The organism is Arthrobacter sp. MYb227, assembly GCF_002975435.1.
GTDB lineage: Bacteria > Actinomycetota > Actinomycetes > Actinomycetales > Micrococcaceae > Paeniglutamicibacter.
This window is the reverse complement of the sequence record NZ_PCPT01000002.1, coordinates 507913-522503: the sequence shown is the minus strand read 5'-3', so window position 1 is coordinate 522503 and position 14591 is coordinate 507913. Positions and strand designations below refer to the sequence as shown.

General features: G+C 56.7%; 14 protein-coding genes and 1 pseudogene. 10 read left to right on the top strand and 5 right to left on the bottom strand.

What is annotated here, in order from left to right:
* Positions 1–59 precede the first annotated feature (59 nt).
* Positions 60–1514, bottom strand: a complete 1455-nt coding sequence (locus CQ018_RS06270) for an MFS transporter (protein WP_105549122.1) — start codon at positions 1512–1514, stop codon at positions 60–62.
* A 290-nt stretch (positions 1515–1804) separates the two neighbouring features.
* On the opposite strand from CQ018_RS06270, the gene CQ018_RS06265 reads away from it, so the two are divergent.
* The 3 genes from CQ018_RS06265 to CQ018_RS06255 are packed head-to-tail and all read left to right on the top strand — an operon-like array spanning position 1805 to position 4910.
* Positions 1805–2473, top strand: coding sequence for a response regulator transcription factor (locus CQ018_RS06265; protein WP_105549121.1), 669 nt, complete (start codon positions 1805–1807; stop codon positions 2471–2473).
* Complete coding sequence (locus CQ018_RS06260; protein WP_105549120.1) at positions 2470–3900, top strand: HAMP domain-containing sensor histidine kinase; 1431 nt, start codon at positions 2470–2472, stop codon at positions 3898–3900. The genes CQ018_RS06265 and CQ018_RS06260 overlap by 4 nt, the downstream gene beginning before the upstream one ends.
* Entirely contained in the window at positions 3897–4910 is a 1014-nt protein-coding gene (locus CQ018_RS06255) for a TAXI family TRAP transporter solute-binding subunit (protein ID WP_105549119.1), read from the top strand. Before CQ018_RS06260 ends, CQ018_RS06255 begins: the two co-directional genes overlap by 4 nt.
* 127 nt (positions 4911–5037) lie before the next feature.
* Here the strand turns inward: CQ018_RS06255 and CQ018_RS06250 are convergent.
* Positions 5038–5683 (bottom strand): annotated as a pseudogene (locus CQ018_RS06250) (MFS transporter); the annotation flags it as partial.
* 31 nt (positions 5684–5714) lie between these two features.
* Between CQ018_RS06250 and CQ018_RS06245 the strand changes: the two are divergent.
* From CQ018_RS06245 to CQ018_RS06225, 5 genes are all read left to right on the top strand, one after another.
* Positions 5715–6053 (top strand): ROK family protein, encoded by a 339-nt coding sequence (locus CQ018_RS06245; RefSeq protein WP_181149763.1) that lies wholly within the window; start codon positions 5715–5717, stop codon positions 6051–6053.
* Between the two features lie 24 nt (positions 6054–6077).
* Entirely contained in the window at positions 6078–6380 is a 303-nt protein-coding gene (locus tag CQ018_RS19795; protein ID WP_146111831.1) for an ROK family protein, read from the top strand.
* 104 nt (positions 6381–6484) lie between these two features.
* Positions 6485–7429, top strand: coding sequence for a helix-turn-helix domain-containing protein (locus CQ018_RS06235; RefSeq protein ID WP_105549116.1), 945 nt, complete (start codon positions 6485–6487; stop codon positions 7427–7429).
* Between the two features lie 145 nt (positions 7430–7574).
* Positions 7575–9002, top strand: a complete 1428-nt coding sequence (locus tag CQ018_RS06230) for an aldehyde dehydrogenase family protein (RefSeq protein WP_105549115.1) — start codon at positions 7575–7577, stop codon at positions 9000–9002.
* A gap of 24 nt (positions 9003–9026) precedes the next feature.
* A complete protein-coding gene (locus CQ018_RS06225; protein ID WP_105549114.1) occupies positions 9027–10553 on the top strand; it encodes a GMC family oxidoreductase in 1527 nt (508 codons plus the stop codon).
* A 106-nt stretch (positions 10554–10659) separates the two neighbouring features.
* On the opposite strand, the gene CQ018_RS06220 is transcribed toward CQ018_RS06225, so the two are convergent.
* The gene (locus CQ018_RS06220) at positions 10660–12159 is read right to left on the bottom strand and encodes an MFS transporter (protein WP_258142416.1); all 1500 of its coding nucleotides are present in this window, start codon (positions 12157–12159) and stop codon (positions 10660–10662) included.
* Positions 12160–12596: 437 nt separating this feature from the next.
* On the opposite strand from CQ018_RS06220, the gene CQ018_RS06215 reads away from it, so the two are divergent.
* Both CQ018_RS06215 and CQ018_RS06210 read left to right on the top strand, forming a co-directional pair.
* Positions 12597–12863 (top strand): hypothetical protein, encoded by a 267-nt coding sequence (locus CQ018_RS06215; protein ID WP_258142415.1) that lies wholly within the window; start codon positions 12597–12599, stop codon positions 12861–12863.
* A gap of 111 nt (positions 12864–12974) precedes the next feature.
* Positions 12975–13385, top strand: coding sequence for a DUF1801 domain-containing protein (locus CQ018_RS06210; RefSeq protein WP_105549112.1), 411 nt, complete (start codon positions 12975–12977; stop codon positions 13383–13385).
* 69 nt (positions 13386–13454) lie between these two features.
* Here CQ018_RS06210 and CQ018_RS06205 read toward each other — a convergent pair whose 3' ends face one another.
* Both CQ018_RS06205 and CQ018_RS06200 read right to left on the bottom strand, forming a co-directional pair.
* Entirely contained in the window at positions 13455–13937 is a 483-nt protein-coding gene (locus CQ018_RS06205; protein ID WP_105549111.1) for an SRPBCC domain-containing protein, read from the bottom strand.
* Positions 13934–14284: a helix-turn-helix domain-containing protein gene (locus CQ018_RS06200; protein ID WP_105549110.1), complete on the bottom strand. Its 351-nt coding sequence runs from the start codon at positions 14282–14284 to the stop codon at positions 13934–13936. The genes CQ018_RS06205 and CQ018_RS06200 overlap by 4 nt, the downstream gene beginning before the upstream one ends.
* Positions 14285–14591: the final 307 nt, after the last annotated feature.

Below are 14591 nucleotides of genomic sequence, written 5' to 3'. Positions count from 1 at the left end.
GGTTGGGACGCGTGTATGCGAGTGGATTTTCATGCGGGAACTACCCCGGCCAAGGGAAACTAGGCGTCGATGAGATCCTTCTTGTCGTCGCCCTGGTCCTCCGCCTCCGAATTCTTGCCCTTCCACGCGTGACCCTGCTCGGTATCAAGGTGCGTGGTCTTCTTGTTCTTCAGCGCAAAGATGTAGACCAGCAGGGAGATGGCAATTGCCACGGTGACGTAAGTGAAGAACAGGTCAATGCGGTCGGCCTTCTGGAAGGCGGCGCCGATCAATGGGACGGTGCCACCGAAGAGTGAGTTGGCAATCGCGTAGCCAAGACCAACACCGAGGGCACGGATAGAGGCGGGGAATAGTTCCGCTTTCACCAGCGCGTTGATAGAGGTGTAACCACCGACAATGATCAGTCCGCCCATCATCAGCAGGAAGGCAAAAATGGGGTTCTGGGTACCGGCGAGTAGCGAGAGCAACGGCCAGGTAAAGAGGACGCCGGTGATGCCGAACCAGAGCAACAGCGGCTTGCGGCCGATCTTATCCGAAATCATGCCATAAACGGGCTGTAGCAGCATGAAGATAAACAGTGCCCAGAAGTTGATCAGCGAGGTTTGGGTCTTGGGAATACCTGAGGTATCGTTCATGAACTTCAAGATGAAGTTGGTGTAGGTGTAGAAGGCCACGGTGCCGCCCAAGGTGACACCAATGCAAATCAGCAGCGGCTTCCAGTACTGGGTGAAGAGCAGCTTCATCGTGCCAGGCTGCGCTTCGCCGGCAACACCAGGCTTATTTGCCGCAGCAACCTGCTCGGCGGAAACCGTTTCTTCCATGGAGCGTCGCAACCAGAGGACCACGAGCGCCGCGACACCACCGATGGCGAACGGGATCCGCCATCCCCACTCGACAAGGGATTCGTGGCTCATGGTGTTTTGCAGGATGACCAGGACCAGCAGGGCCAACATCTGACCACCGATCAGTGTCACGTACTGGAATGAGGAGAAGAATCCACGACGCTTGGAGGTCGCGGCCTCGGACATATAGGTGGCACTGGTTCCATATTCGCCACCTACCGAGAAGCCTTGCAACAGGCGCACGAAGACTAGCAGGATCATGGCCCACATGCCGATGGCTTCCTGGGTCGGCAAGATTGCGATGGCGAATGAGCCGGCGCTCATCAGTGTGACCGACAACGTCAGCGCGGCCTTGCGGCCGTGTCGGTCGGCGTAACGACCGAAGAACCAGGCGCCTACCGGACGCATCAGGAATGAGGTGGCGAAGACCGCCATGGCTTCAAGGCCCGCCTGCAATTCATTGGTGGCGTTGAAGAAGTGTGACTGGAAGTACGCGGCAAATACCGTGTAGACGTAGAGGTCAAACCATTCAACAAGGTTGCCTGCAGAGCCCTTGAGAATGTTGCTGACGGCACGACGTGTTTCCGCAGCTTCCCGTTCCGACGCGGCGGATTTGACCCCGTTTCCGGACCTACGCGTTTTCTTATTTTTATCCACGGCAGCATTGCTCATGCGGGTTCCTCCTATGACGTTGGCGACCCACACAAACCCAGGGCCATCAACCTAAGGTATGCGTGATACGTGGCACGGCCAACGCAATCCGGATTTCCTAACACTTCCTTAAGTCTTCACCGGCAGAGTCAAGAAAATCGTGCGTTGTGAGAACCCGCCGTAGGGGGCGGAAAATGCCGAAAACTGCTACCCTCCAAGACGGAAGCAACAGCATTTTGGCGCCCATTGAAAAGCGTTTTCAGCGGCAAACCAGCTAAGACAATGACTCGTGAGGGAAGGAAACCTATCCCATGGATGCACTCATCGTTGAAGACGATGACTCCATGGCGGCTGCACTGCTAGCAGCGGTACGCTCCACCGGACAAAATGCGCAACGTGTGGCTCGCGGATCCGATGCGCTGCTGCGGCACAGGGATTTCGATGTCATCCTGCTGGATCTGGGTTTACCGGATATGGATGGACTTGAGGTCCTGCGCAAGCTGCGCCAGGTGACCCAATGTCCCATCTTGATCCTTACGGCCCGCGATGATGAACGCAGCGTTGTCCTGGGGCTACGCTCTGGCGCCGATGATTATCTAGTTAAACCGGTCAAGCTGGTGGAGCTCCTAGCCCGCATCGAGGCTGTCACCAGGCGCACCCGACTACTTGAAGAACGCAATAGTTCACGGCTGACGGTAGGTGAATTGGAGATCGAGCTGGATCGTCGCGTGGCGTGGGTAGCGGAACGTGAAGTATCGCTGACTGCCACCGAATTCGATCTCCTCGCACTTTTGGCCAAGAGCGCAGGTTCGGTGGTGACCCGGGAACAAATTCTCGATGTGTTGTGGGGAGATGCCTTCCTGGCTTCCTCGCGTTCCTTGGACGTCCATCTCACCGGTCTGCGTTCCAAACTCCAGCTTCCGGGTTTCATCGTCAACGTTCGTGGCGTCGGCTATCGGATCGAAGCCGACCCTCGGTGAAGGCGCGGGTCCTTGGCGTACTCAGTGTGCTCGTCATTCTTTTGGTGCTGATCATTTCCAACGTGATCCTGACCTCGAGCAGCCGTGAGCTCACCCAAGAAATCCAAATCAACCGTGTTGCCTCACTGAATAGAATCGCGTTGCTTGCTTACGACGCAACGGTCGAGACAGATACCTCCGGGCTACAGCTAGAAATGGATACCTATTCCGCGCTTTACGACGAGGGCATCTTGGTGCGCTTACAAGGAAAAATCTTGGAGTCTGGTGCTCTTGATGCGCGGCGGGCAGATGTCATTGAAGCCTTGGGGCGTGCAAGCCTGAATCTGAGCGACACCACACTACCGGTTATCACCCCCTTGGGGAGCGGAACCGAGGTCATCTCGCGTTCGGTGGGAAGCGCTAATCAGGTTCTTGGGGAGGTGGTGTTGGAGGTGAGGTTGGATGCTGCGCGGCAGAAACTGCTGCTGCGTTGGCTACTCGTGGGTTTGGCGGCCGCGGGACTTTCAATCTTGCTGCTCTTCGCTGCATGGCGCGTGACCGGATGGGTTTTGCGTCCGGTACACAGATTGAATGAGGCGGTGACTCAGTTACGCGAGACAGGTCGCAGCGACTCTTTACCTGAGGACGGGCCGCCGGAATTACGCGAGCTGAATCGCTCGTTTACAGCCATGGCCGAGGCCGTCAGCGAGAGCTTGGAGTCCCAACGCCAACTCATCGCCGATACCTCACACGAATTACGCAACCCCATTGGCGCCCTGCGTCTGCGCGTAGATTTATTGCTGCTACAGCTTAGTAATGCCACTGAACGTGAAGCGGGTGCCGGGGTACTCAAAGAACTTGAGCGAGTCGAAGAACTTTTGGATTCGGTGCTTCGACTCGCGGTGGCCGAACACCGGGCCTTTGAAGGTTCCGCCCGCGAGGCACTAAATTCACCCAACGCGACAATGGCTGCCACCACCAACCCGTTTTTGGTGGTGGAAGAAGAAATCGATAGGGCACAACCCGCAGCGCTTCGCGCGGGGACAAGCATCAGTTTTGACACCGTTGAAGACCCGCAGGTGGTGATCGCTTGTAACCCGGTGGAGTTGGCCCAAATGATTGGCGAGCTGCTCACCAACGCCCTCAAATACGCGGAGGGTTCCAAAATCAGTGCAGCGCTTCATGTTGGGCTGGGGCGTGTAGTCATTGCTATTACCGATTCGGGTCCCGGTCTCACCGGCCAGCAACTGGCACAGGCAACAACCCGCTTCTGGCGCGGCACCGGGCATGAGGGAATTCGGGGTACCGGAATGGGCATGACAATAGTTCAAAAACTTGCCGAGGCCAATGGAGGTCATTTGGTGCTGGGTCCAAACGATACTCAGGGACTGAGCGCACGGCTCGAATTTGGTGTGAAAGATTCACACCCAACGATCGGTACGCCATGAACACAGCATGTTCCAAGAAGCCCCTAGTTTCTAGGCGCGGCCTGCTCAAGGCCGGAATTGTGGTGAGTTTAAGCAGCGCCCTGAGCACTGTACTTAGTGCATGTACAACCGAGGGACGGCCCGCACAACTCACCGTTGCCGGTGGCGAACCCGGAGGTTTCTACCTTGAATTTTCAATGTTGCTCGCCGAATCCTTACAACGTTACGAAGTGGCAGAGCACGCGGTAGTCGTGGAAACCGGTGGCAGCCTCCAGAATCTGGAATTTTTGCGCACCGGCAAGGCCGATCTCGCCGTGGCTCTGGCCGATGCTGCGGCCCAACAAACCCAGGGATCCACCGCATCACCGGGACAGGTTCTTGCACTGGGCAAAGTCTATGAAAACTATGTGCACTGTGTGGTGCGCAAAGATAGCGATATCAATTCATTTGCTGAACTTGCCGGTAAGACAGTGGCGGTTGGCCAACCGGGATCGGGGACATCGCTGATCACCCCGCGACTATTCAATGCAGCCGGACTAACTAGTGCTACTCAAGACGCCCGAAACGGTGTAGCTACGATCACCGTGAAACATTTGGGGCTCAATAGCGGCATTGCTGCCTTGCAGCAGGGCACCGTCGATGCCTTGTTCTGGTCCGGTGGTGTGCCGACTGCCGCGATTGCCACGGCTCACCGCGAAACGGGGTTGAAACTCCTCGATCTTTCGGCGTTAGTTCCGGCCTTGCGCAGTAGCTATGGTGCCTTCTACGACAGGGTACTGATCCCTGCCGATAGCTATGCTGGAATTGATGCTGTATGGACAGTGGGCGTGGCAAATTTGCTATTGTGTCGGGCAGATCTTGAGGATCGGACCGTGAGTCGAGCCGTCAAGATGCTCGTCGAGCATGCTGCCGACCTCATTCCGCGTTCGAGTGTTGGCGTGCAGTTTTTGAGCCCCGAGTTGTTGATCAATACCGCGGAAATTCCTTTACACCCGGCCGCGGCTGCCGCTTACCGAGAACTGCACGGATGAGTCTGAGCACCAGACTCTACGCGTTGAATACTGTGTTGGATGCTGCGCCACTTTATCCGGTCGCCATCACGCGACCGGATAAAGCAGCACATAGCTGGTTGAGACCGCGATGGGAACCGCCAAAAGCTCAGAGCGTCATCTGCTCAAGCTGGTGTCCCTTGGTCTCACGCACCATGCGCCACACAAAGATGAATGAGAGCAACGCGAACGCAGCATAAATGCCGTAGACAACCTGAAAGCCAAGCTCGGCAAGGGTCGGGAATGTTGTGCTGACAACAAAATTGGCAATCCATTGCTAGCAGCGCCAACGCCAAATGCCAGAGATCGAATGCTGTTCGGGAACATCTCCCCCAGTAGAACCCAGACCACAGGCCCCCAGCTTGCACCAAAGCACAACAAAGAGGTTGGCCGCCACCAGCGCGATCATGCCCCATGCACCGGGCAGGCTCAGTTCTCCATTGACGGTGGTTGCCTGGGCGAACGCCACAGCCATGGGTGCCCAGCGACAACGTCATCATGGCCGAACCGAGCATCAAGAGCAGTTTGCGTCCCACCATGTCCACCAGCAAGATGGCGATAATGGTTGCCACGATGTTTGTCACCGAGGTGATCACCGAAATCATGAATGAGTCAGATTCTTGGAATCCTACCGACTTCCACATAGTGGTCGAGTAGTAGAAAATGACGTTGATTCCCACCAGCTGCTGGAAGACCGAGAGTAAGATACCGATCCAAACCAACGTCTTGAACCCAAATTTTCCGCCCAGCAGGTCGGTGAAGCGCTGCCGGGTTCACGGCGATCCCGTGGACCCCGCTTCCGGGCAAATTTTGGGCTTACCGACCTTGACATTCCCGGAAGAACCAGCGGATCTCGGAGCGCTCCTGTGTGAAGTCTGTGGTGGACCGGTGTATCGAGATCATGACGAGAACTGGGCGACGCTTGCCGAACAACGTCAAGGCATTGCCCACGGCATCGACGACTTCATCATGGTCTATCTGGGCCCCGGCATCGGGGCCGGATTGGTCATATCTGGAGTCGTCCAGCGTGGCTGGCATGGCGCCGCCAAGGAGCTGAGCTATCTGCGCTCGGGTGGAAAAACCCTGATTGGCCAGTTACTTGAGTATGGCGCATCACCCCCCTAGCAGCGCTCGACTCGATGTGCCTAGCTGTTTGAAACTTTTCGCAACAACGCCTATCTCGACTCATGCAGCGCTTTTGATCGTTCCATTGCCGAGCAAATAGCTAATAGGGCTGAAACTACCGATCCGCAGGCCGTGGTTCTCGCCGGAACGATCGCCAAAAGCGCCCCCTTCGATGAGCTCCTGAATCAGGCTTTGCATCCGCTGCGGCTCAATACCAAGCTCGAGGTATTAGCCAGTATTTTAGGTGAAGATGCGCCTCTCACTGGTGCCAGCCTTGCCGCTCGCGATCTGGCCGAAGCTCCCTTCTGGAGCAGCTACCGCTCCTAGAAAAACACTTCGTTCAAGCACTGGGCAGCGACATTCAGCTTGTGAGCAAGACAGTGGCGTAAGCTACACCGACAGGGAGCCAAACCAAGAGAACGGGACACCAGATGTACCAGATTGAGGAAGCCGACACGTTTTCCCAATGGAGGCGGTTGATCTCCTCAACCTTTGTGCCGTTGGATGTCGAACAGGTACACCCAGGCCCCTTTAGTGGCAAGCTCGGCGGACGACAGCTGCACGAGGTGGGGATCATGCAGCTACACGCCGATGCACAAACGGTTCTGCGTTCCCCTGCGCTAATTGCCCGGGACGGGACCGGTCATTACAAGCTGAGCCTGCAACTGGCAGGCCACGGGCTGCTCTTGCAGGACGGGCGCGAAGCGGCGCTCGCGCCAGGCGATGTGGCGATTTATGACACGCAGCGACCCTACACATTGAACTTTGATCAGCCCTTTGAAACTCTCGTCCTCATGTTCCCACAACACCTCTTGGGCCTATCAGCCGACGACGTCTCACAACTAACCGCCGTCTCGATGGGCAAGGGCAATAGACTCGCCGAGGCAGTCGCCCCATTCATAGCATCCATCGCCACCCAGCTACCCGAACTCAAAAGCCCCATCGGTCACCGGCTGGCCATGAACATCGTCGATTTGCTCTCAACACTGCTTGCCGATGAAATCTACTCGCGCCCCACTCAGGGCGCCGATAGCCACGCCAAAATATTGCGGCGTATTCAGCACCATATCGAGGCAAATCTCGCCGATCCAACACTGAGCCCCGAATCGATCGCCCGCGCCCACCATATGGCAACCCGAACCCTACAAAAGGTATTCTCCGCCGCCGGGCTGACGGTTGCCGGCTGGATGCGCGAACGCCGCATGGAACATTGCCGCAGAGATCTTGTGGACCCCTTGTGTGCGCACGTACCCATTGGAGAGATCGGTGCCCGTTGGGGCCTTGTCGATGGCGCCCACTTCAGCCGCGTTTTTCGAACCACCTTTGGGCTTTCCCCCAGCCACTATCGCCGCAATCCCCTAGCTCTACACGGCTAATCTCCCCGGCGCTACGGATGCGCGGGAAGCCAAGAAACGTACGGGGAAAGCCAAGCCCAGACGCTGTGCCGTGAGACACACTTGAGATGAGAAACAAGCCGGCAGCTACCGGCTACCACCACATCATCTCCAAGGAGCGCCCCCCATGCGTACGGAAACAACCGCTTTCGCCACCGCCGACGACCTGCTGGCATCCATCTCCCCAGCAACCGGTGGCCGAACCATCAATGATCCAGCAACGGGACAGCCGGTAGGCAATGCACCGGAGCACACCCTTGCTGATCTCGAGGCAGCAATTTCTGCGGCCCGTGCCGCACAGCGTGGCTGGGATGCACTGGGCCATGAGTCACGCAGTGCTGCGCTGAACGCCGCGGCCGATGCCATCGAGGCCAATGCCGAGGCCCTTGCCGTATTGCTTTCCCGCGAACAGGGCAAGCCGCTGAATGGTCCCAACGCTCGCTTCGAAGTTGGTGCCTGCGCCGCCTGGTTGCGTGCCACCGCTGGCTTTGAACTCGATCCCGAGATCCTCGTAGATGATGAGGGCGGCATGGCAGAAATGCACTACCGCGCGCTGGGCGTGGTAGGCGCCATTGGCCCGTGGAACTGGCCCATGATGATCTCCGTCTGGCAGCTGGCTCCGGCCCTGCGCATGGGCAACACCGTGGTGCTTAAGCCAAGCGAATACACCCCACTATCCGTGCTGGCTTTGGCCAAGGTCATCAATTCGGCGCTTCCGGGCGATGTCCTGCACGTGGTTTCCGGCGGCCGCGACGTAGGCGAGGCGCTCTCGTCCCACCACGGCATCGACAAGCTAATGTTTACCGGATCTACCGCCACCGGCAAGGCAATCATTCGTTCCTCCGCCGATACCGTGAAGCGGCTCACCCTGGAGCTGGGAGGCAACGACGCGGGCATCGTGCTGCCAGATACTGATGTCAAGGCAATGGCCGCTGACCTATTCTGGGGCGCTTTCATCAACACCGGCCAAACCTGTGCCGCACTCAAGCGCCTCTACGTACACGAAGACATCTACGAAGAGGTCTGTAGCGCTCTGCTCGAAGTTGCTGGTCAGATGCCCATGGGCGTGGGACTCGACGAAAACAATGTACTCGGTCCGCTACAGAACAAGGCACAGTATGACATTGTTGCCTCGCTGGTTGACGCCGCGGTTGCCTCCGGTGCCCGTGTGCTGACCGGCGCGAACCCAGATGCCAAGGCGCCGGGTTATTTCTACCCCACCACGCTCATCGCGGACATCGACAACGATAATCCACTGGTAGCCCAGGAACAATTTGGTCCGGTACTTCCCATCATCAAGTACTCAACCGTCGATGAGGCAATTGCCATGGCAAACGGGCTTGAAGTCGGTCTGGGCGCCTCGGTCTGGTCCTCGGATAAGGATGCTGCACGCGAGGTAGCCGCCCGCATTCAGGCCGGTACGGTATGGATCAATAAGCACGGGGCCGTTGACCCGCGTGTTCCCTTCGGCGGAGCCAAGCAGTCCGGTTACGGGCTGGAGTTTGGTGTCGCCGGGCTCAAGCACCTGGGTCAGCCACAGGTCATCAGCTACTAATCGAAAGTCAGAAGAGATCACATCATGAAACTTGATTACATCATTGTTGGTGCAGGGTCTGCAGGAAACGTCATAGCGCGCCGCCTGCTCGATGCAGGAAAGCGCGTTGGCCTCTTGGAGGCCGGAGACTTCGATACCAACCCAAACATCGCCCATCTAAATACGCTCGGCGCCCTGTGGCATAGCCAGCAGGATTGGGATTACTACACCACGCAGCAATCCGGGGCTTCGAACCGACGCATTCATTTACCCCGCGGCAAGGTCATGGGTGGATCGCACGCACTAAATGCTGCCATCTGGGTGCGTGGGGATCGCTGGGATTACGATACCTGGGAATCGCTTGGTTGCACCGGCTGGGGCTGGGACAGCGTGCTGCCGATCTTCAAGGACATCGAGTCCTTCGACGGTGGAGCTTCCGATACCCACGGAGATGCAGGGCTTTTGGATGTGGTTCAGGATTATGTCCGCAACCCTATTCAGGAGGATATGCTCGCTGCAGCCATAGATACGGGAATCAAACTCAACGAGGACTACAATTCCGGAGATGTCGAGGGCGTCTCCCGCATCCAGCTCACAGTGCGCGATGCCAAGCGATTCAATACCTGGCATGCCTACCTCAAACCGGTCGTCGATCACCCGAATTTGGAGCTACTCATCGGTGCGCATGCGCGCCGTCTGCTCATCGAGGACGGTGTGGTTCTCGGCGTCGAGTTCGATCACCAGGGCGAACGCAAGCAATTGCGCGCCACCGAAACCATTCTGGCCGCCGGTGCCCTGAATTCCCCAGAATTGTTGCTGCGTTCGGGTGTCGGCCCGGCAGCAGAGTTGGCCGTAGTGGGCATCGAGCCGGTTCATGACGTTCCGGGTGTTGGTAAAAACCTACAAGATCACTTACTCTCCCCGGTTATTTTCAGCACCGCGGCACGCCCCGTTCCGGTAGGTGAAACGGCCCCGGCAGAGGTACATTTCTTTGCCAAGTCCAAGCCGGATCTTCCGGTCTCCGACACCCAGCCACTGTTCTTCTCGGTGCCAATGTATTCGCAAGATTATGCCCCGGGCGCTATGACCGGCCCGGAGAACGGCTTTTCGATGCTCGGCGGGCTTGTTCGTCCCGAAAGCCGTGGCCAACTAACCCTTTCGGGTCCGAATGATGAGGACCCCATCCTGATCGATCTCGCCGCCCTGAACGAGCAGGCCGATGTGGACGCGCTGGTTGCCTCGGTGGCCCAATGCCGTGCGATCGGTCGTTCCGCGGCACTGGCCAGCTGGGAACCCACCGAGATCCACCCGGGACCTTCGGTAGCGGATGAAGATCTTGAGAAGTACGTACGTGATTCGGTGGTGACCTACCACCACCAGGTTGGCACCTGCAAAATGGGCACCGACGAGCTGGCAGTCGTTGATCCGCAGTCCTTCAAGGTCCATGGGCTCGGTGGAATTCGCATTGCCGATGCCTCGATCATGCCGCTGGTTCCCACGGGCAACACCAATGCCCCGGCCATCCTGATCGCCGAACGTGCGGCCTCGGCCTTAATTTCCGAAACCTCGTAATCAAAAAATCGAAGGGACTTTGGTTAGCGTGGGTAATTTACCCACCATAAACCAAGGTCCCTTCGCTTCGCTGGGGGCAAGGGTTTGCGATCCGTATCTTTGGTGCTTAGGTGTTAGCGGTGCGCCTGCGTTGGTCGGCAAATGCGACAAACATCGTGGCAACTACCACCACGACAATGGAGATTAGCCCGACCCGCATGGCAATATCCCAGTTTGTGGATTCCAATACGGAAAAGAAGATCGCGGTAATGATCGCCATACCCACGGCGGTGCCAATCCGCTGTGAGGTTTGCATAATTCCGGCCGCGCTACCTACGGCATTGAGCGGAACCCGAAGCATGGTCAGGGCCTGGTTCGGGGAAATGACCGCACCTTGAGCCAGGCCGAGAGCTGCCAGCCCTAGCAGGAGCCACCACATTCCGACCTTCCCGATGGCATGTAGTTCAATGACGGCAAGGCAGATGAGCAGTCCCACAAGTGCACACAGGATTCCGGCAATCACAATCTTGCGCCCATAGGCCATGACCCGCAGCCCGGCCAGGTGCGAACCCACGGCCGTACAGAAAGCCGCCGGAAGACCCAACAGCCCGGCCTCCAACGCGCTAAACCCCTGTCCCTGTTGCACGTAAATCGCTACCAGGACCCAGACACTGGGCACTCCGAAGAAATAGAGCCCAGCGATTACGGTCCCCATGGTGTAGGAACGAATGCGAAAAAGACTCAAATCCACCATGGGAGATTTTCCGCGCGCAGCATAGCGTTTTTCCCATACAACCCATCCGACCATGAGCACCAGGCCAGCCGGAAGTAACCACCAGGTCCACGCGGTCGTCCTGCCTTGCACAAAGGGAAGCAGTACGGCAAGGACCGCGAACCCCAGCAGAGCCCCGCCCACCGGATCCATATCGGTTTGTTTTCGGCTCAGCATTGCGGCTCCAGGAGCCATTTCTCGAGCTCTGGTTTGGGTTGGAGTTTGGGTAAATAATGGTCGGGGGAACCAGCGCAAGGCAAGAATTATCGCAACCACGCCAATGGGAACGTTGATCAAAAAGGTCCAGCGCCAGCCAGCATCGGCACCCAACCAAGAAATCAACAGGCCACCCAAAAGCGGACCCAAAGCCACCGAAACTCCCAGCATTGTGCCCACGCTTCCGTAGGCTCGCCCACGTTCCTGACCCTGAAAATAGTATTGGATCATGCCCATGATCTGCGGATTGATCAGCCCAGAACCGATTCCTTGGAAGGCTCTGGCAATGTTTAGGCTCATCGGGTCCGGTGCCAGCCCACCGGCAATCGAGGACAGCGTAAAGAGGATGACCCCGGTCAGGAAAATTGCTCCGCGGCCATATACATCTCCGGCTCGTCCGGCCGCGACTAAAACAACTCCAAAGGTCAATGAGTACCCGGCCAGCACCCATTGGATATCGGCTTGTGAGGAGCCCAATCCACTTTCGATGGACGGCAACACAACGTTGACAATGCTCACCGAGATCATTGACATAAACATCGTTGCCAGAAGAACTGTAAGAATGCGCCATCGAGCCGGGTCGGGAGTAGGGACGGCGTCTTGCGGTTTTCCGTCTTGCATCGTTTTCTCCGAGCTCATTTCTTCACATTGGGGTACGCCGGGTAGCTTTCTCCCAAGAAGTAGGAATATGTTCCGGTCTCGTTTGCCCAACTAACGTGGCTTCCGTCCAGATCCACTGCGACGGCTAGGCCAAGGCTCTTCCTGTACAACGAAAGCTCATGTTTCCCGATGATATCCGCAGCTGGGGCACGATGTATCGGCACTGTCGATAGCGGCCCGATAGCCAAATATCGTTGTCGAGATCAGGGTTCAGAGGATATGTACCCCCCTAGCCCATCTCCGGGTTTCGCGGAGGAAGCGTCGTTGCCCGCAGATCCTACTGATCGGAGCGTACAGACCCCTATTCGGTGCCAATGCCCCGCGCTAGCTGTAACTATCGGGCATCAAGAATGATGAAAAAACTCGAGAAATACGAAAGACTATTGATTCACATCTACGAAGGTAAAGACCACATTATGAAGCTAGTACAGGACACCGACGGCAACATCCGCATGCGATCCATTTATCCACAGGGTGCACGGGTCACCGTGGTATTTACCGATGGAACGGAGGAAGAATTCACCGGCAAGCGCCTGAATGAACTGCGTACCGAAGCTAATGCAGCCTACCGTTTGGCAAACGGTTTGGATGCCAAAGGATTTGATCGCAATAAGGGTAAGCCCGTGGCCCGCAACAAGGTCATTGAGTTTGTTCCGGTTCGGCCCGGTATGAGTAAAAAGTAGTCAGGGTCGCTTCGTCGTTCTACCTTCAAAAGTCGAGCAGGATTCAAGAAGCGCCCTCCTAAACACTGGCTTTAGAGTTGACCGGTAAGAATGAATCGAAAGGTACAGATCATGAGCACAGCGTTTAGCAAAGAAGAAAAAGCAGCAATGCGAGCAGCCGCAGCGGAAGCCAAGGCCTCCAAGAAGAGCGCCGATCTTGAAGCAGCTTGCCTAGCGGCCATTGGCGAGATGAATGGCACCGATCGAGAACTTGCCGAGACCCTACACCGACTGGTCAAGGAGCATACAACGCTCGGGGCCAAGACTTGGTATGGAATGCCCGCCTACGCAAACGCGGAAGGCAAGGTAGTTACGTTCTTCCAGAGCTCGGAGAAGTTCAAGGTACGTTATGCAACTATTGGTTTCCAAGAGGATGCAAACCTTGATGAGGGCAATATCTGGCCAAGCTCGTTTGCTGTGACGAAGCTGGATGCCGACGATGAGAAGAAACTTGTAACACTTTTGAAAAAAGCCGTCAGCTAATCAGTAGATTTTGCGTTAGCTGGGTGGGCAATTCGCTTGAGAATTCCTCACCCAGCTAACGCATCACGGTTAGACCAGCAGGGCATCAATCTGTCCCATGGCTAATGACATGCCATCTTGCATTCCCATCTTCACCATTTCTTCGAGCTGTTCAAGGCTTTCAAAATAGCTGGTGGTGATCATGCGGGTTTCCTCGCCCGCTTGTTCGAGGGTGACAACGCAATGGGTAGTTCCGAGGTATCCGCTGGGTTCCCCGTCTTCTCCGGCAAAGCCATCATCGAATTCGAGGAGCGTCGGGGCGTTCACCGCGGTAGTTTTCCACCATCCAGCGGATTTCTCACCAGCGGGTCCGCTCATGAAGTAGCGGGATTCACCGCCAACCGATAGTTCATGCCTGGTGAAGGTCGCGGGCCAAGTCGGTGGTCCCCACCAGCGTTCGAGTTGGCGTGGGTCTTCCCAGATCTGCCACACCCGCTGCACGGGCGCAGCAAATTCTGCGACAAACTCAAGAGTGAGTTTTTCCGTATCTTTCTGTGTGCTGATGACACTCATGATTCCACTTCCCTCTCTGGCTCGAAGAGTATTTCTTCGATGCGTTCTGTGCGGCCCCGCCAGATGTCTTGATAGGCATCAAGCAGTTCCGTCGCGCGGCGCAGCAGCTCTGGGTTCGAATGCACGATTTGCTCCCGACCGCGCTTTTCCTTAGTGATTAGCATGGCGCGTTCGAGCACCGCGACATGTTTTTGTACAGCAGCAAAGCTCATCGCATAGCGTCTCGCCAGTTCGGAAACTGACTGTTCACGCGACATTGCTTGTTTGAAAATATCGCGCCTTGTAGCATCCGCCAGTGCATGGAAGATGTTGTCGATCTCTGAGTCGCTAAGTTCATCTACAACCATTTGGTTGTAGATTACTCCTCGGCTTTTTATCGCACAAGACCTGCAGCGAAATTTTCATTCCTGCCCCCGGCAGCGATATCTAAAAAATAGAAACCACAGATTTCCTTCAGTTACGCCGAAGCAAGCAATACTTCTTGGAGAGCCGAAGCGATTTCCCCGCAGAAGTAAGATCCTCGATTCTTAGCAGTAATTGGCTGGGTTTGGCATGGTTCCGGACCGAGTGTGCATCATCGGCGACCGCCGCGCGGTGAACACGGCGGCCCTTGCCGTTGCCTGATGTTCACCGACCCGACACCTTGTCACGATA

Bases quoted from the DNA above. Each gene is read 5' to 3' on its own strand.
- CQ018_RS06270 (WP_105549122.1), bottom strand. From the start codon at position 1,514: ATGAGCAATGCTGCCGTGGATAAAAATAAGAAAACGCGTAGGTCCGGA.
- CQ018_RS06265 (WP_105549121.1), top strand. From the start codon at position 1,805: ATGGATGCACTCATCGTTGAAGACGATGACTCCATGGCGGCTGCACTG.
- CQ018_RS06255 (WP_105549119.1), top strand. From the start codon at position 3,897: ATGAACACAGCATGTTCCAAGAAGCCCCTAGTTTCTAGGCGCGGCCTG.
- CQ018_RS06235 (WP_105549116.1), top strand. From the start codon at position 6,485: ATGTACCAGATTGAGGAAGCCGACACGTTTTCCCAATGGAGGCGGTTG.
- CQ018_RS06230 (WP_105549115.1), top strand. From the start codon at position 7,575: ATGCGTACGGAAACAACCGCTTTCGCCACCGCCGACGACCTGCTGGCA.
- CQ018_RS06225 (WP_105549114.1), top strand. From the start codon at position 9,027: ATGAAACTTGATTACATCATTGTTGGTGCAGGGTCTGCAGGAAACGTC.
- CQ018_RS06220 (WP_258142416.1), bottom strand. From the start codon at position 12,159: ATGAGCTCGGAGAAAACGATGCAAGACGGAAAACCGCAAGACGCCGTC.
- CQ018_RS06215 (WP_258142415.1), top strand. From the start codon at position 12,597: ATGAAGCTAGTACAGGACACCGACGGCAACATCCGCATGCGATCCATT.
- CQ018_RS06210 (WP_105549112.1), top strand. From the start codon at position 12,975: ATGAGCACAGCGTTTAGCAAAGAAGAAAAAGCAGCAATGCGAGCAGCC.
- CQ018_RS06205 (WP_105549111.1), bottom strand. From the start codon at position 13,937: ATGAGTGTCATCAGCACACAGAAAGATACGGAAAAACTCACTCTTGAG.
- CQ018_RS06200 (WP_105549110.1), bottom strand. From the start codon at position 14,284: ATGGTTGTAGATGAACTTAGCGACTCAGAGATCGACAACATCTTCCAT.